Source organism: Corynebacterium aquilae DSM 44791, from assembly GCF_001941445.1.
In the GTDB taxonomy this organism is placed as follows: domain Bacteria; phylum Actinomycetota; class Actinomycetes; order Mycobacteriales; family Mycobacteriaceae; genus Corynebacterium; species Corynebacterium aquilae.
This window is the reverse complement of record NZ_CP009245.1, coordinates 100,813-120,245: the sequence shown is the minus strand read 5'-3', so window position 1 is coordinate 120,245 and position 19,433 is coordinate 100,813. Positions and strand designations below refer to the sequence as shown.

The 19,433-nt window shown below is 62.5% G+C and carries 17 protein-coding genes; 11 read left to right on the top strand and 6 right to left on the bottom strand.

The annotated features are described in order from the left end of the window. Nucleotides 1-149: 149 nt before the first annotated feature. From wzm to CAQU_RS00430, 4 genes are read left to right on the top strand one after another with little or no spacing between them, the layout of a single operon-like run. Nucleotides 150-998: a galactan export ABC transporter permease subunit Wzm/RfbD gene (gene wzm / locus CAQU_RS00445; protein ID WP_075724279.1), complete on the top strand. Its 849-nt coding sequence runs from the start codon at nucleotides 150-152 to the stop codon at nucleotides 996-998. 40 nt (nucleotides 999-1,038) lie between these two features. Then, complete coding sequence (gene wzt, locus CAQU_RS00440; protein WP_075724277.1) at nucleotides 1,039-1,866, top strand: galactan export ABC transporter ATP-binding subunit Wzt/RfbE; 828 nt, start codon at nucleotides 1,039-1,041, stop codon at nucleotides 1,864-1,866. Nucleotides 1,867-1,911: 45 nt separating this feature from the next. Next, the gene (gene glfT1 / locus CAQU_RS00435; RefSeq protein ID WP_075724275.1) at nucleotides 1,912-2,832 is read left to right on the top strand and encodes a galactofuranosyltransferase GlfT1; all 921 of its coding nucleotides are present in this window, start codon (nucleotides 1,912-1,914) and stop codon (nucleotides 2,830-2,832) included. A 54-nt stretch (nucleotides 2,833-2,886) separates the two neighbouring features. Further along, entirely contained in the window at nucleotides 2,887-3,117 is a 231-nt protein-coding gene (locus CAQU_RS00430) for a hypothetical protein (RefSeq protein ID WP_075724273.1), read from the top strand. 82 nt (nucleotides 3,118-3,199) lie between these two features. Here CAQU_RS00430 and CAQU_RS00425 read toward each other — a convergent pair whose 3' ends face one another. Next, nucleotides 3,200-4,153 (bottom strand): hypothetical protein, encoded by a 954-nt coding sequence (locus CAQU_RS00425; RefSeq protein WP_084562627.1) that lies wholly within the window; start codon nucleotides 4,151-4,153, stop codon nucleotides 3,200-3,202. A 279-nt stretch (nucleotides 4,154-4,432) separates the two neighbouring features. On the opposite strand from CAQU_RS00425, the gene CAQU_RS00420 reads away from it, so the two are divergent. The 5 genes from CAQU_RS00420 to CAQU_RS00400 all read left to right on the top strand — a co-directional run bounded on the left by CAQU_RS00420 (nucleotide 4,433) and on the right by CAQU_RS00400 (nucleotide 12,621). Then, a complete protein-coding gene (locus tag CAQU_RS00420) occupies nucleotides 4,433-4,657 on the top strand; it encodes a hypothetical protein (protein WP_075724271.1) in 225 nt (74 codons plus the stop codon). Nucleotides 4,658-4,821: 164 nt separating this feature from the next. Next, nucleotides 4,822-6,243, top strand: coding sequence for a decaprenylphosphoryl-beta-D-ribose oxidase (gene dprE1, locus CAQU_RS00415; RefSeq protein ID WP_075724269.1), 1,422 nt, complete (start codon nucleotides 4,822-4,824; stop codon nucleotides 6,241-6,243). A 172-nt stretch (nucleotides 6,244-6,415) separates the two neighbouring features. Then, complete coding sequence (gene dprE2, locus CAQU_RS00410) at nucleotides 6,416-7,162, top strand: decaprenylphospho-beta-D-erythro-pentofuranosid-2-ulose 2-reductase (RefSeq protein ID WP_075724267.1); 747 nt, start codon at nucleotides 6,416-6,418, stop codon at nucleotides 7,160-7,162. Between the two features lie 16 nt (nucleotides 7,163-7,178). After that, complete coding sequence (locus CAQU_RS00405; RefSeq protein ID WP_084562625.1) at nucleotides 7,179-9,131, top strand: galactan 5-O-arabinofuranosyltransferase; 1,953 nt, start codon at nucleotides 7,179-7,181, stop codon at nucleotides 9,129-9,131. Nucleotides 9,132-9,342: 211 nt separating this feature from the next. Further along, the gene (locus CAQU_RS00400) at nucleotides 9,343-12,621 is read left to right on the top strand and encodes an arabinosyltransferase domain-containing protein (RefSeq protein ID WP_075724265.1); all 3,279 of its coding nucleotides are present in this window, start codon (nucleotides 9,343-9,345) and stop codon (nucleotides 12,619-12,621) included. A 100-nt stretch (nucleotides 12,622-12,721) separates the two neighbouring features. Here the strand turns inward: CAQU_RS00400 and CAQU_RS00395 are convergent, their stop codons facing one another. The 4 genes from CAQU_RS00395 to CAQU_RS00380 form a co-directional block, all read right to left on the bottom strand. Continuing rightward, a complete protein-coding gene (locus CAQU_RS00395; protein ID WP_075724263.1) occupies nucleotides 12,722-13,024 on the bottom strand; it encodes a hypothetical protein in 303 nt (100 codons plus the stop codon). Between the two features lie 217 nt (nucleotides 13,025-13,241). Next, on the bottom strand, nucleotides 13,242-14,267 hold the full coding sequence (locus tag CAQU_RS00390; RefSeq protein WP_075724261.1) for a glycoside hydrolase family 25 protein: 1,026 nt from the start codon (nucleotides 14,265-14,267) through the stop codon (nucleotides 13,242-13,244). A gap of 262 nt (nucleotides 14,268-14,529) precedes the next feature. Then, a complete protein-coding gene (locus tag CAQU_RS00385; RefSeq protein ID WP_084562623.1) occupies nucleotides 14,530-15,429 on the bottom strand; it encodes a PrsW family intramembrane metalloprotease in 900 nt (299 codons plus the stop codon). Between the two features lie 57 nt (nucleotides 15,430-15,486). Next, a complete protein-coding gene (locus CAQU_RS00380) occupies nucleotides 15,487-16,245 on the bottom strand; it encodes a hypothetical protein (protein ID WP_157108831.1) in 759 nt (252 codons plus the stop codon). A 45-nt stretch (nucleotides 16,246-16,290) separates the two neighbouring features. On the opposite strand from CAQU_RS00380, the gene CAQU_RS00375 reads away from it, so the two are divergent. Then, nucleotides 16,291-18,102 (top strand): M13 family metallopeptidase, encoded by a 1,812-nt coding sequence (locus CAQU_RS00375; RefSeq protein WP_075724257.1) that lies wholly within the window; start codon nucleotides 16,291-16,293, stop codon nucleotides 18,100-18,102. Between the two features lie 189 nt (nucleotides 18,103-18,291). After that, nucleotides 18,292-19,107 carry a mechanosensitive ion channel family protein gene (locus CAQU_RS00365; protein ID WP_169836011.1) on the top strand — a complete coding sequence of 272 codons (816 nt, stop codon included), beginning with the start codon at nucleotides 18,292-18,294 and terminating at the stop codon, nucleotides 19,105-19,107. 62 nt (nucleotides 19,108-19,169) lie between these two features. On the opposite strand, the gene CAQU_RS12525 is transcribed toward CAQU_RS00365, so the two are convergent. Then, complete coding sequence (locus CAQU_RS12525; protein ID WP_157108830.1) at nucleotides 19,170-19,307, bottom strand: hypothetical protein; 138 nt, start codon at nucleotides 19,305-19,307, stop codon at nucleotides 19,170-19,172. Nucleotides 19,308-19,433 lie beyond the last annotated feature (126 nt).

The following is a 19,433-nucleotide window of genomic DNA, read 5'->3' as shown; positions in this document are numbered from 1 at the left end:
GAGTTGTGTGGTGTTGCCCAATTGGCTTCTTAGTATGCCTGCTTGCGCCATATTCCGCACCACACCAGCTAGGCTACTTGTTTGTGTCTGTTTCCTCTCCCGTAAATGGTTCTTCTGCGTCGCCGGATGACGTGGCTCGTTTTCAACGAATGACCGCAGTCGATGCTGAGGCGTCCCCGCCGAGCGAGTCGAAGACGTTTAAGGCTGCGTGGAGCGACCTAGTGCGCGGCTTTTTCCAGCATGAGCTGTGGCTGCAGCTGGGTTGGCAGGACATTAAGCAGCGCTATCGCCGTAGTGTGTTGGGCCCGTTGTGGATCACCATTGCCACTGGTGTGATGGCTATTGCGCTGGGTTTGTTGTATTCGGTGCTGTTTAAGATTCCGGTGGCCGAGTTCTTGCCGCACGTGACGGTGGGGTTGATCATGTGGAACTTCATCTCTGGTGCGATGAAGGAGGGCTCGGACATTTTCATCGATAACGAGGGGCTGATTAAGCAGCTGCCGTCGGCGTTGTCGGTGCATTGTTATCGCCTGGTGTGGAAGCAGACGTTGTTTTTGGCGCACAACATGGTCATTTGGGTGATCTTGATGTTGGTGTTCCCGCGCAATTTGGGGTGGCAGGTGTTGTTGGCGTTTCCGGCGCTGGGCCTGCTGGTGCTTAACGGGGTGTGGGTGTCGATGTTTTTCGGCATTGTGGCCACCCGTTATCGCGACGTGTCTCCCCTGTTGGAGGCGTTGACCCAGTTGCTGTTCTATGTGACTCCGATCGTGTGGACCACGCAGACGCTGCATGAGCAGGGTGGTGCGGTCAGTTCGCGGGCGAAGATCGCTGAGCTGAATCCGCTGTACCACTACATGGAGGTGGTGCGTGCCCCGTTGATTGGTGCGCCGGTGCACGCTTACAACTGGGTGGTGGTTATTTGCTGCACGGTTGCGGGTTTGTTGTTGGCGTTGGTGGCGATGCGTCAGTGGCGTTTCCGCGTCAGTTATTGGGTGTAGGAATTTGTTGAAAACCGCAGGATTGAAGGTTTAAGTACTCATGGTTTCGATTGACACCTATAACGCGTGCGTGGATTTTCCCATTTTTGATGCGAAGTCCCGTTCGATGAAGAAGGCGTTTTTGGGCGCCGCTGGTGGTGCGATTGGCCGCAACAGTGACAACGTGGTTGTGGTTGAGGCGCTCAAGGACATTAATTTGCACCTCAAGGAGGGCGACCGGGTGGGTTTGGTCGGCCATAATGGTGCCGGCAAGTCGACGTTGTTGCGCCTGTTGTCGGGTATTTATGAGCCGACGCGGGGAAGTGCCCATATTCGGGGCCGGGTGGCCCCGGTGTTTGATTTGGGTGTGGGTATGGATCCGGAGATTTCGGGCTACGAGAACATCATTATTCGTGGCTTGTTTTTGGGCCAGACCCGCAAGCAGATGAAGCAGAAGATGGATGAGATCGCCGAGTTCAGTGAGCTGGGCGAGTATTTGGCGATGCCGTTGCGTACGTATTCGACGGGTATGCGGATCCGTTTGGCGTTGGGGGTTGTGACCTCGATTGAGCCGGAGATTTTGCTGCTTGATGAGGGCATTGGCGCGGTGGATGCGGCGTTTATGGCGAAGGCGCGTAAGCGCCTGGAGGAGCTGGTTGAGCGCTCGGGCATTTTGGTGTTTGCGTCGCACTCGAATGATTTTTTGGCGCAGCTGTGCGATTCGGCGTTGTGGGTGGATCATGGCCAGATCCGTGAGGTGGGCCCGGTGGATGACATTGTGGAGTCCTATGAGGGCAAGGGGGCTGCGGATCATGTGCGCCGGCTGTTGAAGCGTTTGGAGGCCGAGCGTAATGGCCAGAGCCTGCCGATCGTGGATGATGACGAGTAGTTTGTCCTTTTTTCCTGTCTGTTTTTCTTCTCCTGTGAGGTGTGTATGTTGCGCGTAGGCGATTCGGTGGCGGCGGTGATTGTGACTCATCGTCGGGCTGAGCTGTTGGAGAAGTCGCTGGCGGTGGTGGCTGGCCAGTCCCGCCCGGTGGATTGGGTCATTGTGGTCGATAATGGCTGCGAGGATGCGGTGCGCGACCTGGTGGATCGCTATGCGGGCGAGCGGGGGGTGTATTTGCCGAGCGAAACGAATCTGGGTGGTGCGGGTGGTTTTGCCTATGGTTTTTTGACGGCGTTGGCGTTGGGGGCGGATGCGGTGTGGTGTGCCGATGATGATGGCCGCCCGGAGGATCAAGAGGTGCTGGGCACGCTGTTTGAGTGTGCGGCGCGTCATGGTTTGGATGCGGTGTCGCCGGTGGTGTGCAATTTGGATGATCCGGAGCGTTTGGCGTTTCCGTTGCGGCGTGGGGTGAGTTGGCGCAGGTATCGTTCGGAGCTGATTGATCCGGAGCATCCGGAGGATGATCTGTTGGAGGGGATTGCGTCGTTGTTTAATGGCGCGTTGATTTCGGCGCAGGCGATGGAGCGCATCGGGGTGCCGGATTATCGTTTGTTTATTCGTGGTGATGAGGTGGAGTATCACCGCCGGATGGTGCGCAGTGGCATTAAGTTCGGCACGTGTTTGTCGACGGCGTATGTGCATCCGGATGGGTCGGATGAGTTCAAGCCGATTTTGGGTGGGCGGATGCACACCCAGTACCCGGATAATGCGGGTAAGCGGTTTTTCACCTACCGCAATCGTGGCTATTTGATGAATCAGCCTGGGATGCGCCGGCTGTTGCCGCAGGAGTATGCCCGCTTTGGGTGGTTTTTCCTGGTGCAGCGCAAGGATCCGAAGGGGTTTGTGCAGTGGTTGAAGTTGCACCAGTTGGGCCGTAGTGAGCGTTTTGAGCGCCCCCACAACTAATGCGGGTGCGTGTCGTGTGTGTTAATGAGTTTTGTTAGTGAAGAAGGTGTTGTGATGCGTCGTCGTTGTGCTGCTGCCCTGGTGGCTGCTGGTTGTGTGTGCGCCATGGTGAGCCCGGTGGCTGCTGCGGCTGATAGTGCCGGTGAGGTGGGGGTGTCGCAGTCGGCGTGGGCGACGGCGACGAGTGCGCTGGCTATTGTGGCGGGCACGGTGGAGGTGCCGCTGTATCCGTTTGGGTGGCTGTGGTGGAAGCTGGTGGGCCCCACCGACGTGTTGTCCTCCTAGGAGCACGCTGAACCCAGTGCTCTTTTTGGGGGGTGGGGCCTGGGGTTTTTAAGCCCCGGTGGTTTAAAGAAAACCTGGTGGCCTAGGGCCTGAGGAAAAGGCGTTGGAATAGCACGATGCGGTCGACGGGGGCGCTGGCGTCGATGCGTTCGAGCACGTCGCCGATCCCGGGGGCAAGGTCGATGCCTTCCTGCAGGCTCATCGGCCCCCAGCCGAGGGAGTCCATGGTGGCGGCGAAGATGTCGCCGGTGGTTTCACCGTCGCCGAGGCAGGCGGCGGACAGCAGTGTGACCCAGGCGGCGTCGCGCGCCGTGGAGGGGTGGTGGGGCACCCCGGCGGGGCGGGCCAGCTGGCCGGGATCTTCTGCCCGGGCGCCCACGGAGCGGCAGGCGGTGGCCGTGCGGGATCGCCCCAGCTTGGTGGCGTGCGCCTCAGGGATGCCGAGGGCCTGCATGAGGGAGACAAAGTCGAAAATGCCGGAGCGTTCGATGATGTCCACCACGTCCGGGTGGGTGGCGTTGAGCACCTGGGTGGTGACGTCGTCGCCGGTGAGCCGGGCATTGATCAGGGCGGTGTCGAATTCGACGCCGAAGAAATCGCCGGAACCGCCGATGCACAGCGCTTGGGGGGTGCCCGCGTCGCGCGGGTAGGTGTCGACCGCGGTGACGGTGACCTGCCACAATCCCCAGTGGCAGTAGACGGTGGCGCCGGTGGTGGGCAGCACCGTGTGGATGCAATCGTTGGGGCCGACCCCGGGGTCTTGCAACCAGGGGGCGTCCACCGTTGCGCCGAAGGCGATACCCAGCGCGGAGAGCAAATCGGCGACCGGGAGGGAATCGTTGATGCCGATCTGGCGGACCGCCGGCGGGTTGGCGCCCTCAATCACGGCCCGCAGGATCAGGGTGCGGGGCCGGCGGGTCGCCCGGCGGGCCAGGGTGCTGCGCCGGCGGCGATGCGCAGCAAGATCGATGACCTCCGCGTCACCGATAACGGTGGCGGAAGCCCCGTGAAAACCGGTGGTGCCTGCTGCGTTCATGTCCCCCACTGTAGACACTTTTGCCAGCCAAGCGGCGTGGCTGGCTTCGCAACCGGGTCGGCGAACTGGTCTTTTAGCAGCCCACCCCACCCGTAAGATATGCGCCACACCTTATCCTTCTGCGGGTTTTTACCCCTCCCCCACCACGCCCACACCAAGGCCCACACCAGCGCCCAGCAGGGTTGCGCGAACCCCCAGCAGTGTTGAGTGCATGACAATGTGGGCTTTTCTGGTGGCGGTGCCCGATCGGACACCGCCGGCGCGGGTAGGGTAGAGGGCATGTTTGGCTTGTTCAAAAAGACTGCCGCGCCCACTCACGAGGCGGCGGAACGCACCGACGTTCCTTTAAGCCCCCACATGACGCTGATGATGGCCGAGGAACTACCCATCCTGGATAGCGCCTCCCGGGTCCGCGTCTACGAAATCCTCAAAGAGTACGACGGTCCACTCATCGAAACCCAGGAGCAACTGCCCCAGGAAATCAAAGACCTGATGGACCTGTAAACACCGCCGGCACACAGCCAACACCCACACCCCACCTTCACCCATCCCCGCCGCAGCCGCCAAGGATTACCCCTTCAAGCCGACTGCGACATTTTTCTCCACCGGATCGCGCCCCGCGAAAACGGTTGGCGGGCGACGGGAAACACGAGGAGTAACGAAAACTCATGACCAACACCTTCCACGGTCTCAACGTCGCACCCGAACGCCTGACCGGCTGGGGGCGCACCGCACCGTCCACCGCCGACGTGCTGCGCCCCCACGACCCCGAAGACGTCATCAAGGCAGTGACCTCCGTCGCTGAGCAAAAAGAATCCGGCTACCACCGCGGCATCATCGCCCGCGGCATGGGCCGCTCCTACGGCGACCCCGCCCAAAACGCCGGCGGCCTCGTCGTCGACATGACGACCCTGAACACCATCCACTCCATCGACGAAGCCAACGCCATCGTCGACGTCGACGGTGGCGTCACCCTCGACCAGCTGATGAAAGCCGCCCTGCCCTACGGGCTGTGGGTCCCCGTCCTGCCCGGCACCCGCCAAGTCACCATCGGCGGCGCCATCGGCCCCGACATCCACGGCAAAAACCACCACTCCGCCGGCTCCTTCGGCAACCACGTGGTCTCCATGGAACTGCTCGTCGCCGACGGGCGCGTCCTCCACCTCGAACCCGAAGGCAGCACCGACGACCCCGACGGCTCCCTGTTCTGGGCCACCGTCGGCGGCATGGGGCTGACCGGCATCATCCTGCGCGCCAAAATCAAAATGACCCGCACGGAAACCGCCTACTTCATCGCCGACGGCGACCTCACCCCCAACCTGGACGCCACCATCGAGTTCCACTCCGACGGCTCCGAATCCAACTACACCTACTCCTCCGCCTGGTTCGACGCCATCTCGCCCGAGCCGAAACTCGGCCGCGCCGCCATCTCCCGCGGCTCCCTGGCCACCCTGGCCCAACTGGAAGAACTCGCCCCCAAACTGGCCAAAGAACCCCTCAAGTTCAACGCCCCCCAGCTGGTCACCGTGCCGGACATCTTCCCCAACTTCACCATGAACAAGCTATCCATGATCGCCGTCGGTGAACTGTGGTGGCTCAAGTCCGGCGAATACAAAAACAAGGTGCAAAACCTCACGCAGTTCTACCAGCCGCTCGACCTGATCGGCGAATGGAACCGCGGCTACGGCAAAAAGGGCTTCCTGCAATACCAGTTCATCGTGCCGCGCGAAGCCGTCGAACCCTTCAAGGACATCATCCGCGACATCCAAGCCTCCGGCCACTACAGCGCACTGAACGTGTTCAAACTGTTCGGCGAAGGCAACCGCGCACCCCTGTCCTTCCCCATGCCCGGCTGGAACGTCTGCGTCGACTTCCCCATCAAGCCCGGACTGCGCGAATTCCTCGAAGACCTCGACCGCCGCGTCATGGAATTCGGCGGCCGCCTCTACCTGGCCAAAGAATCCCGCACCTCCGCGCAAGCCTTCCACCAGATGTACCCCGGCATGCAAGGCTGGCTCGACACCCGCAACGCCATCGACCCCAACGGGGTCTTCGCCTCCGACATGTCGCGCCGCCTCGAACTGCGCTAACCCACACGGGCTCCCCCAGACGCGGCGAAAAACCTCAACAACTTCGCCCCGATGGGGGACAATCAGGGGCACCACAAAAACCACACCCCTCGCCCACCTCACAAGACGCCCAAAAACTTTTCACCAGGGCCCACCCACGGCCCTCACCACCCCCAAGGAGTGTGATCCTTAGATGCTCAACGCAGTAGGAAAACCCAACACCGTGCTGCTACTCGGCGGCACCAGCGACATCGGCCGCGCCATCGCCGCCGAATTCTCCCCCGAGCGCGTCATCCTCGCCGCCCGCCAATCCTCCCCCCGCGTGCAGGAAGCCACCGCCGAACTCGAAAGCCGCGGCATCACCGTGGAAACCATCGACTTCGACGCCACCGACTTCGACTCCCACCCCCAGGTGCTCGGCGCCGCCTTCGAACGCGACATCGACGTCGCCATCGTGGCCTTCGGCTCCCTCGGCGACAACGAAGAACTCTGGCAGGACCAGCAAAAAGCAGTAGCCTCCGCGCAGCTGAACTACACCGGCGCCGTATCGGTCGGCACGCTGCTGGGACAGCTGATGAAACGCCAAGGCCACGGCACCATCGTCGCCATGAGCTCGGTGGCTGGCGTGAAGGTGCGCCGCTCCAACTTCGTCTACGGCTCCACCAAGGCCGGCTTCGACGGTTTCTACACCCAGCTCGGCGAAGCGCTGCGCGGCACCGGAGTCCGCGTCCTCGTGGTGCGCCCCGGCCAGGTCCGCACCAAAATGACCGACGGCCTCAAAGACGCCCCCCTGACCGTCGACCGCGACGACGTGGCCAAAGCCGTCGTCAAGGCCGTCGCCGACGGCAAGGACGTCGTCTGGGTCCACCCCGCCTTCCAGTACGTCGCGATGGTGCTTCAGCACATCCCGCGCGCTATCATGCGCAAGTTGCCTATCTAGGAGTTTGTGCCCGACAATGCCGAACCGAATCAAGCGGGACAGCGAGACCGACAGCCCGCAAGAGTCTCACACCGCTAATGGATTCTTGCCGCTCGCCGAGGAGTACACGGACGACGTGTGGAGCGCCGGCCGCTCACTGTTGGGCATCTTCGCGGCCGGTTTCGGCGGTGGCCTCGCCACGCTCATCGCATGGCTTATCCTGCGCCACACCCACATGCCGGCCTTCGGCGGCTCGCAGCTGTCCCGCGCCGTCGCCACCGGCACCACCGTGCTGCTCATCCTCACCGTCATGTGGCTGGTCGTCGCCTACCTCGGCGGCTCCATCCCCCGCTGGCGGCGCTGGATCAGCTACCTGGTGTTCTACCTCTCCCCCGCGGGCCTGGTGGTCACCACCACCGCCATCCCGCTCGCCGCAACCCGGCTCTACATGGACGGCGTGACCGTCGACCAGGGATTCCGCTCCCAGTTCTTGACCCACATGGCCAACACCACGGCCCTGACGGACATGAACTACATCGACATGCCGTCCTACTATCCGGCCGCCTGGTTCTGGATGGGCGGCCGCCTAGCGAACCTGCTCGGCATCCCCGGCTGGGAAGTATTCCAACCCTGGGCCCTGGTCAGCATCGCCGCCGTCGGCTGCATGCTCGTCCCCGTCTGGCAGCGCCTGTGCGGCAGCCTGCCCGTCGCCACCGCTGTCGCCCTAGTGACCACCTCCGTGGTGCTGGTGATGAGCTCCGACGAGCCCTACGCCGCCGTCATCGCGCTCGGCGCCCCCGCCGCCACCGTGCTCGGCCGCCGCGCCCTTTCCGGGGCGCGCCTGTCCATGCTCGGCATCATCCTGTTCCTCGGGATCTCCGCCAGCATGTACACCCTATTCACCGCGGTGGTCGCCATGTCGGTCGTCGCGGTGGCCGCCGCCACCGCAGTGTTCGTCGAACGCTCCCTGGCCCCCATCATCCGACTGATCTTCATCGGCGTCGCCTCCGGGCTGATCGCCCTGATTGTGTGGGGACCCTACCTGTGGGCCGTCCTCCAAGGCCGCCCCCGCTCCGGGGCCTCCGCCACCCACTACCTCCCACCCAGCGGCACCCAAATCCCGCTGCCGATGTTCTCCCTGTCCATGCTGGGCGTGCTGTGCCTGCTGGGATTCATCTTCCTCGTCGTGCGCTCCCAAGACCGCGACGTGCGCGCCATGGGCATCTCCCTGATCGTGTTCTACGCCTGGGTCATCGCCTCCATGATCGCCACCCTCGCCGGCGGCACCCTGCTCGGATTCCGCCTCGACGTCATCATCGCCCTGCAGCTGGCCACCGCCGGCGTGTTCGCCATAGCCGAAATGCGCATGGTCGGATTCGACTACTTCTACCCCCACATGATCAGCCCCCGCGTCAGCCGCGCCATCACCTTCATCATGGTGTCGCTGCTCTCGCTCGGCGGCATCTCCTACGCCCAAAACATCCCCAACAAAAACGCCGACGCCATCGACCTGGCCTACACCGACACCGACGGCTACGGCGAACGCGCCGACCGCTACCCCGCGGACTCCGGCAAGTTCTACCCCGAAATCAACAACTACCTCACCGGTCTAGGCTTCGAGCCGGGCAGTACCGTGGTGCTCACCGACGAACAAAACTTCATGTCCTTCTACCCCTACCGGGGATTCCAGGCGTTTACCTCCCACTACGCCAACCCGCTCGGCGAATTCGACAAACGCAACCTCGCGATCGAAAACCTCGCCGAAGCCTCCTGGGACGGCGCCGGCGCCTTCAACAAGGGGCTAGAAGAACTCGACTGGCAGCCGCCGGAGGTCTTCATCTTCCGCGACTTCAAGTACGACCTCGCCGAAGACCTCTACCCCAACAATCCCAACGTGCGTTTCCGCGGCATCTACTTCAACCCCGACGCCTTCGAAGGGTGGACCGAAAAACAAATCGGCCCCTTCATCGTCGTCACCAAAAAACGCTAGCCCCCTTCCCCCGCGCCACCACACGCCGATGCCCCACAGCCCAAGGGCACAACACCCAAAAACTGTGATTTTCGCTCCGACTCGCGCCGCAGGTTCGTGGCTTTCGGTGTGGACGTGAGATTGTAGAGGGGATGAATTTCCCGGCTTTTCACCCCGGGGCGTTTTGCGTGCCCTGAAAAATGGTGAACAGTCGGCGATCCGACGAGTACGTATGTCATATGAAGGACCCTCGGTGAGCTTGCCCAAGATCAAATTTGTGGCCATTTTCAGTGGCATAGCGGGTTTCCTGCTGTTTGTGTTGACCCCCTTTCTTCCCGTGGTGCAACACCAGTCCAGCATCGACTGGCCGCAGGAAAACATGGGCAGCATCAGCGCCCCGCTGATCTCCTATGTTCCGGAAAACATTGAGGCAGACATCCCGCTGCCCCCGGGCCAGCTCAACCCGGGACAAACCATGGTGTTCGGTACCCTGCCGCCGGACAGTAAAGACGCCACCACCCGTGGCCTGTTCGTGCGCGTGTCCGACGGGGGTCTCGACGTCGTCGCCCGCGACAAGGTGCCCTTCGAGCTGACGAAAAATCAGCTGGAGAACCTGCCGGCCGGCTCCGTCATGCACATCTCCTCCTCCCACGAAGCCACCACCATCACCATCGATGGCACCAACTTCGAGGGCAGCGTCGACAGCGATGAGCGCCCGCAGTTCACCGGCATCTACACCGAACTGTCCGACGTGGCTGCCGCCAAGCAGGCGGGGCTGAGCGCCCATGTGGAGATCAACTCCCGCTTCACCTCTTCCCCCTCGCTGATCAAGTACGGGGCCATGTTCCTGGGCACCCTGCTGACGGTGATTTCGCTGTGGGCTTTGCACCGCATGGATGTGCTTGATGGGCGCACCACCAAGCGGATGCTGCCGCCCGGCTGGTACAAGCCGCGCGCCGTGGACCTGGCGGTCTTCGGCGGCTTGGGCTACTGGTACATCTTCGGCGCCAACACCTCCGACGATGGCTACCTGTTGACCATGGCCCGGGTCAGCCACCATGCCGAATACATGGCGAACTACTACCGCTGGTTCGGCGTGCCGGAATCCCCCTTCGGCGCCCCCTACTACGACCTGCTGGGCGTGATGGCCCAGATCAGCACCTCCAGCGTGTTTATGCGCCTGCCGGAATTGGTCGCCGCCGTGATCACCTGGCTGATCATCTCCCGCGAGGTGCTGCCCCGCCTGGGGCAAAAGATTGCCGCCCGCCCGCTGGCGCAGTGGACCGCGGTGTTCTCCTTCCTGGGTTTCTGGATGGTGTACAACAACGGCCTGCGCCCGGAGCCGGTCATCGCCATGGGTGCGCTGTTGACCTGGGTGTCGATCGAACGCGCCATCGCCACCTCCCGACTGCTGCCCGCCGCCATCGGCGTCATCATCGCCACCATCTCCCTGGGTGCCGGCCCGACCGGCCTGATGGCAGTGGCTGCCCTGTTGGCTGGCCTGTCGAGCCTGATCCGCATCGTGGTGCGCCGCCGCGAGCTAGTGGGCTCCTGGTCGGTGCTGGCCATGTGCGCGCCGTTTTTGGCGTCCGGCACCGCCATCCTCATGGCTGTGTTCGGCGACCAGACCCTGGCGACCGTGCTGGAAAGTATCCGGGTGCGCTCCGCCAAGGGCCCCTCGCTGGTGTGGTACGACGAGTGGGTTCGCTACGAGACCCTGATGACCCAGAACGTCGACGGCTCCTTCCCGCGCCGCTTCGCCGTGCTGATGATGTTCTTCTGCCTGGCGATCGTGCTGGCCACGGTGCTGCGCAACGGCCGGGTGCCGGGCGCGGCCGTGGGCCCGTCCAACCGGCTGATGATGGTGTTCTTCGGCACCATGTTCTTCATGATGTTCACCCCGACGAAGTGGTCGCACCACTTCGGCGTGTACGCCGGCATCGGCGCCGGCCTGGCCGCCTTGGCGGCGGTGTCCGTCAGCGCGATCGCGGTGAAATCGGCCCGCAACCGCACCCTGTTCATCGGCGCCACCCTGTTCGTGCTGGCCATCAGCTTGGCCGGCATCAACGGCTGGTGGTACATCTCCTCCTTCGGTGTGCCGTGGTGGGATAAGACCATCCAGTACCGCCACGTTGAGGCCACTAATGTGATGCTGCTGATCGCCCTGGTGGTGCTGGCATTCGGTGCCTTCCAGTCCTTCCAGAAGGACGTCGCCGATCAGACCGGCCACAAGGTCAAGCGCTCTATGCGTTTCAACGGGGTGCTGTCCGCCCCGATCACCGTGGTGCTGGCGCTGGTGGTGGTGTTCGACATGCTCAGCCTGGGTAAGGGCTTCGTCGCCATGTACCCCGCCTACTCGGTGGGGCTTGGTAACGTGCGCGCCCTGGCCGGTAATTCCTGCAACCTGGCCAACGATGCGATGGTGGAAACCAACACCAACGACTCTTTCCTCACCCCCATCGATGGCATCAGCTTGGGCGATTCGCTGGAGTCGGATGAGGTGCGCGGTTTCGGCCCGAACAATGTGCCTAGCTTCATTGACACCACCGGGGTGGATACGTCCGGGGCGTCTGCTGGTTCCATTGCGGGCGCCACCGATGATGACACCGCCAGCGGAGACACCTCCGGCCAGGACACCGGCACCACCGGTGGTTTGCGCCGCGAGGCCGGTGTGAATGGTTCCATCGCGAACCTGCCCTTCGACCTGGACTACAAGAAGGTGCCGATGCTGGGCTCCTACACTGAGGGCCCCCAGTTCCCCGCCGAGGCGATTACTTCCTGGTACGAGCTGCCGGCACGCTCTGAGGATGCGCCGCTGGTGATTGTCAGCGCCGCCGGCCGTATTGAGCACCACGACATCAACGGCGTGTACCAAAACGGTCAGAAGCTGGTGTTGGAGTACGCCACGAAGAATGGTTCCTCCATCACCAATGAGGGCCAGTTGGAGCCGCTGGATATTGGGCCGTCCCCGAGCTGGCGCAACCTGCGCTTCCCGCTGGATCGCCTCCCCGAGGACGCCAACGTGGTGCGCATCAAGGCGGTGGATAACTCCCTCGACCCGGAGCAGTGGTTGGCGTTTACCCCGCCGCGCGTGCCGACGCTGAAGTCCCTCAACGAGGTAGTCGGCAGTGAGCAGCCGGGCCTGCTGGACTGGTCGGTCGCCCTGCAGTTCCCCTGCCAGCGCCCCTTCGATCACTATGTGGGCGTGGCTGAGGCCCCGCAGTTCCGTATCTCCCCGGACCACGCCGGCAAGGTCACCCTCTCGCCCTGGCAGGACTACGCCGGTGGTGGCGTGATGGGTATCGCCGAGGCGATCAATACCTCCGTTGAGGTTCCGGCTTACCTCAAGGATGACTGGGGTCGCGACTGGGGTTCCCTGGAGCGCTACCGCTTGCGCACCAACTCCCGTGGCGTGACCCCGGAGCAGGCCGAAATCACCGTTGAAGACATCACGCGGACCGGTTGGTGGAACCCTGGCCCGATGAAGATCTCCGACGACAACAAGGACTAGTCCTGGCGTTCTAAGGGGTCACCCCCAAAGCGTGCAGCCGATCCCGGTTTCGGGGTCGGCTGCTTGCGTATGTGCGCCCCTGAAGCTGCCCGGTGGGGGGTTATCTGTCGGGGTTGGAAATCCATGCCTTAAGGTCGGCGCAGGCTTGCTCGTAGCCACCGTCGTAGGAGGCGTCGAGTTCGTGGCGCGCTGTTTTAAAGATTTGTTTGATCATCGCCTCCAGGTGCCCTTCGGGAAACTGTTTGGGAAGGTCCTGAAGTGGTACCGCTAGTTCGGCAGCGGGGTCGGTGCGAAAATAGTAGGAATTAAAATCTTCGGCGAAGATCAACAGGTCTGTCCCCGTTAAGTGTGATTGGAGGACGACTCTGCCGAAGATGAGGGTGGGCATGTCTTTTTGAATCATGTGCTCAGGGTGTTTCGTCTTGGGACGGCACGGCGGTGCTTAACCGGGGTGGGTGGGGGTGTTGTGCCTGGGTGGGCTTAAAGCCTAGCGCGCCCTGGGGTGTGGGGGCACCGGGCCGTGATGGAGAGTGTTTGGGCCGTGTGTGGGGTGGGCATGGCAAAGCCCTCCAGGGGATCCCTGGAGGGCTTTTGTGAGTTTAGAAGGACGGGGGCTTTGTTTAGCCGGCGAACTTCGCGACGTTTTCCAGCAGGATGATCAGGTCGCCGACGGAGTAGGTGCCGTTGGCGAGCATGTTCTGCAGGTCGCCGACGGGCAGTTTGCCTTCGGCGATGAGCTGCTGGACGGTTTCGACTAGGGCTTGGGCGGGGCCGATGTCGATGCCCATGTCGCGGGCGACGGTGAGGATGGTGCCGACGGCGACGACACCTGCGGCGGCGGCGAGGATGGCGCCGACCAGCTTCGGGTTTGCCTGGCCGAAGGCGGCCAGCTCATCGATGCCGGGAACGTCGACCGGGGTGAGGTTGAGTTGGGTGCCGGCGACGAAGTCCTGCAGTTGGCTGTCGGTGCCGTTGAACAGGTTCATGTCGGTATCGACCGGGATGCCGCTGACGCGCCCGGAGCCGGTGCGCTGCCACATGGTCATGTAGTCCCAGCCACCGGGCAGCACGGTCGGCGGGGCGGACTGGTAGGCGGCCAGCCACAGGGGCAGGTCGTTGAACTCGGTGGTGTTTCCGACTTCGTTTTCCCAGAAGTAGCGGTAGGTGTAGATCACCGGGGTGCGCCCGGTCAGGGAGCGCAGCTCGTCGACGAAGGCGCGGATCCAGGCCTGCATCCCGGCGGGGGAGACACCATCGTTGTACTCGATGTCGAGCACCGGCGGCAGGCTCGGCTGGGGTTGGGTGCGCAGCACCGCTGCGTACTCCGCGGCCTGCAGGCGCGGGTCGCTGGTGGCGCGGCCCATGTGGTAGCTGCCGACCAGCAGGCCGGCTTCGGCGGCTGCGCGGGAGTCTTCCGCGAAGTGCTTATTGACGTAGCCAAGGCCCTCGGTGGCCTTGATGATGGCGAAGGATTGGCCGTCCGCCTTCACCGCATGCCAGTTGATGGGCTGATCCCCTGGGTGCTGCCAGGTGGACACATCGACGCCGCTGGGTGCGTTGACGCCGAAAGCGTCAGCGACGTAGGTGTAGCCGGGTACAACGAGGGCGGTGGTCAAGACAATGGCCGCGATCCTTCTGAACTTCATGCCGGCCAGGCTACAGGATATTCACATCAATCACATCTTTAACACGCGCACCATCTGTCACGAGTTTTAGGTCACATCACGCACCAAGACACCGACCCCCACCCCAACCCGGCAACAAACCCCCACCCCACAACCCCATCACCGCAGGTCAAACCACTACAGCCCGCACCGCAGCGCACCGGCGCGCACCGGCGCCAACCCCACTGACCAGGCACAAAGCGGGGGTAACCTTACACGCTTGTCATTTACCACCCGGGGGTTTTCACGCGCCGAAGTACTGATGCATATAGGTCCGCCCCACATCAGCACGCGCCTGCTTCCACCGGGAGACAAACAGGTAAATAAACGTCGGGTACAGCACCACCGCCACCGCGCCCAAACTGAGATAAAACAGATCCCACTGCAGATTCCACACAAAGTGCCCAAACACGCCGAACAGCACATAGAACCATTTCGACTTATCCCCCAGCAGCACCTCGCCGATACCTAGCCCCACGAAACCGACGAACACCACGTGCAGCCCTGGGCCTGCCACCGTGCGCAGCATCCACGACCACAACACCCCGTGCACGTCGGAGTCCACGTCGAACAAAGCGCCGCTCATGCCGTAGAGGTAGTTTTCCACCACCTCAAAGCCGAGGCCCACCCACATGCCGTAGATCATGCCCTCCCACGGGCGGCGCCCATACAGCCACAGCAGGATCACCACCCCAAAACCTTTGGCGATTTCTTCGGGGTAGGCGCCGGCGAAAGAGTAGGCCACCGGCTGCCATCCCAGCGACGACGTGATCCGCGCCCAAGCGTCACCGCCGGCAGTCACCAGCACCATGCACGCCAGCGCACCCCACAGCCATCCGTAGAGCGCGTAGCGGGGACGAAAACCCGGAAAACGAAACGTCACCAGGTAGAGCACCACCACATAGGCCACCACGAACAACAGCGATAGTGCCCCAATGTCCGGTACCTCAAGCACCTGGCCCAACAGTACGAAAGCCACCAGGCCCACCCCACCAAGCAACAGCACCGCAACCGTGCCCAGCAGCAAATACTCGCCCACGGTTTTGCGGGCAGGCATGCTGGGCAGATTGCCGCCCACCCACGACGCAACGGCGGGCGGTTCCGCCACCGGCTGGGTCTGGTCAAAGGATTTCGAAGCAGTCATAGTCAGCTTTTCACTCAGTTTTTCTTTTTAGTAGGCCTCACAGGTCACCGGCGGGCACTAATTGGGCACCGGCACTGGAATGGGGACCTCAGGAAGGGGCAGCTCCGGCTCCTCAAGCTCCGGCGCTTGCTCGCCGTTGCCGTCCTCCAGTTCCCCGTCGCCTAAGCGGCCGGTTTCCGGATCCGGCAGGGTGGGCGCGGGCGCCAGTGGCGGCTGTTCCGGGGCTGCTGGCGCATCGCCTGGCTGCGGCTGCTCGGCTTGCTGGGCGATTGCGGCCTCGGAATGGGCGCCCGCATCGATCAAAACTTGCGGCAAGTGCCCATCGGGCACGGAGTCATCGCCCAAGATGCCCGCCGCATAGGAGGCGTACATGGTGGCCTGGGTGCCGAAAGAGACCCATAGCCACATAGAGTCCTCACGAAACACCGCGACTGCCACTCCCTTGACGGCTTTTCCGGTCACCCCGTCGGCCACCACATTCTGGGTGAGCAGCCCGTGGGTCCAGCGCATCGGGCCGGCGCTTTCGATGCTCAGGGCGCGCTGCATGCGGCGCATCGCCTTGTCCGGATCCTGCGGCAAACTTGAGGTCATGAGGGTCTGCACGATGGTGTCACCACAGTCGTAGTTTTGGTACATGCCCATGTCCTCCAGCTGGCACCGCAAACCCATGTCGACGCTGCTGTCCGGATCGGTGGACTCGTAGCCCATCATCAGGGGCTGATCAGCGGGTTCGGGCATGGTGCTCGCCAGGAGGTTTGGGCCCGCGAGCAGCAGCGCGACGCCACCGATCAACGCAGCCCATCTGGGGTAAGTCACCTGTGGTTTCAACCGATACATGACACACACCCTAATGTGGGAGGCATGGATGATCTATATCGCGAAATTAATGGCCACTGGCTAGACACCCACGAAATCCCCGCAGACCGCTCCAGCGACGGCGCTTTCTACGAGCTGCGTGACGAGTCCGAGAAGGCCGTTCACGAGTTGTTGAAGAAGGACACCGGCCTGGGTGGCACCCTGTTTGCAAAGTTCCTCAACCAGCGCGGCACGATCGACGATTTGGATCCTGACCTGCAGGCCATCGCCGCCGCCGACAGCATCGATGAACTGTTTCGCGTCCACGGCGAGCTGGACCGCACCGGCGTTGCCGGCCCGCTAGGGTTCTACGTCACCAAGGACGCCCAGGGCACCAATGATGTCGCCTTCGTCTACCAGTCCGGGCTCGGCCTGCCGGAAAAGGAGTACTACACCTCCACCCCCGAAATCCTCGCCGACTACGAGCAGCACGTCGCACGCATGCTGCGCTTCCTGCCGGACTTCGCCGAGGCGGACGCCGCCGACAAAGCTGCCGCAAAGATCGTGCAGTTTGAATCCGAGCTGGCCAGCCACCACTGGGATAAAGAAGACACCCGCGACGCCATCAAGAGCTACAACCCCACCACCGTGGAAGAACTCCCGGCGCGCGCCCGCGCTTTCCTCACAGCGGCCGGCGCGCACGGCAAAATCATCAACCGCACCCCCAGCTTCTTGGAGGCTTTGCAGTCCCTTGAGGATCTGGAGCAGATGAAGCTGTGGAGCGTGTGGCAGGTGCTGGGCAGCCGGGCTCACCTTTTGTCTGATGAGATCTCGAAGGCGAACTTCGATTTCTATGGCACCCGGCTCAGTGGTGCGCAGGAGCAGCGCGCCCGGTGGAAGCGTGCGGTGGGTTTCGCGGAGCAGCACGTCGGTGAGGAGATCGGCAAGCTGTACGTGGTGGATCACTTCCCGCCGACCCACAAGGCGGAGATGATGCGCCTGGTGGATTACTTGCTGGGCGCCTACAACGAGCGCATCCGCAGCTTGGAGTGGATGACTGAGGAGACCAAGCAGAAGGCTTTGGACAAGCTGGCCAAGTTCACCCCGAACGTGGGCTACCCGGATAAGTGGCGCGACTTTAGTGAGCTGACCATCACTGATCAGATGTCTTTGGTGGAGTGCGAGCGTGTGTGCCATGCCTTCAACCATGACTATGGGGTGGGCAAGATTGGTCAGCCCAGCGACCCGAGTGAGTGGCACATGACTCCGCAGACGGTCAACGCCTATTACAGCCCGAACACCAACGGCATCACGTTCCCGGCCGCTATTTTGCAGGCCCCGTTCTATTCCCCTCAGGCTAGCGATGCGGCGAACTTTGGTGGCATCGGTGCGGTGATTGGCCACGAGATTGGTCACGGTTTCGATGATCAGGGCAGCCGCTATGACGGTGATGGCATGTTGAATTCCTGGTGGACTGACGAGGATCGGGCCGCGTTTGAGCAGCTGACCGCGAAGCTGGTCGACCAGTTTGATGGTTTGGTCCCCTCCTGCTTGGAGGGAACTGACTCTAAGGGCGTCAATGGCCGCTTCACCCTGGGAGAAAACATTGGTGACCTGGGCGGTTTGGGTATCGCACTGGTGGCGTACAAGAACTTCGCCGGTGAAGATGCTGATTTGAAGGAGTTCTTCTCGAACTGGGCGCGGGTGTGGCGTTCGAAGACTCGCCCGGAGATGGCAGCGCAGTTGTTGTCGATTGACCCGCACTCCCCGGCGGAGTTCCGCTGCAATGTGATTGCGGCGAACATTGATGATTTCTACGACACCTTCGAGGTGGGGGCGATGGCGATCCCTGCAGAAGATCGCGTCCGCATTTGGTAATCATCTACCGCTAAAGAGCGCATCTATTCGCGCTTGGGTGGGGTGATTGGGGCGGGAGTTGGCCTCGGTTGGCTGGCTCCCGCCTTGCGCTTTTGGTGGGCCGTGCTGGACTGGGGGCGGCAGGTTGTGGCCGGTATGGTGAATAGGACTGTGCTGTGCTGATTTTTTGTGGCTGATTTGGTGGTTGTCTTGCAGTTTTCTTCTGTTCCTGGTGTGCCTTCGGTGACGGTGGATTCCGCGGTTCGCGGTGTGGCGATTGTGGTGGTTGCGCTGGCGGTGGCGTGGCTGATTCGTTGGCTGTTGCCGAAGTTTTTGATCGGGGTGACCCATCGCACGGAGACCTCGTCGCGGGTGTTTGGCCAGCTGGCGTGGTGGGTGGTGGTGGCGATCGGGGTTGGTGGCGCTTTGACGGTGGTGTTTCCGTCGATCCGCCCGGTGAACATCATTGGTGGTTTGGGCGTGGTGTCGGTGGCTGCCGGTATTGCGTTCCAGACGGTGTTGGGCAACATGTTTGCGGGTTTGGTGATTTTGATGCGCCAGACTCCGATGGTGGGCGATCAGGTGAAAATGGATGAGGTCGCCGGCACGATCACGGACATTAATTTGTCGACGACGACGATTCGCACCTTTGATGGCCGGCAGGTGTTGGTGCCCAATGGCACGTTGCATTCTTCGGTGGTGACGGTGCAAAACCGCCATGAGTGGATTCGTACGTCGTTTACGGTGCGGATTCGTCGGGTGGAGGATTATGAGCGGGCGCGCCGCATCGCGGTTGAGGCGCTGGATGGTTTGGATGCGGTGTTGTCGAATCCTGCGCCGGTGGCGGTGTTGCGGGGAGTTGAGGATGGCATTGCGACGATGGAGGTGCGCTTCTGGTCTGGTTCGCAGCAGTTGGATACCGTCAGCGCCTTGGATGAGGCGGTGATTGCGGTGACGACGCGGCTTGCGTCTGCTGGGGTGGATGTGGGCCCGGATAATGCGGTGGTGATTCACCACCCGGAGTAAAGATTTTCGGCCACAGGAGCTAATGGTCTTTCCGCGGCTGGTTATCTCTACCCCACCGAAAGCTAGCGCTCACCGTCGGCGAAGATCCAAGCAACGTCCACATGGGAGTCGACGATCTGGGGAAAATGCCCCGCACCCGCAACACACTCTGCGATGTGGGTGCTCGGCCCCTTGGGGTTTTGGGCAACAGCTGGGCTCAATGATCGCACCCCCAGTCATATCCAGGGTCATGGCCTGTGAGGATGACACTTGAACGAAAACGATGATGTCAGCACACCGGGCGGGGGCTGAGCAATCGGTGCGTGCCAGACATCTAGCCCAGGTTT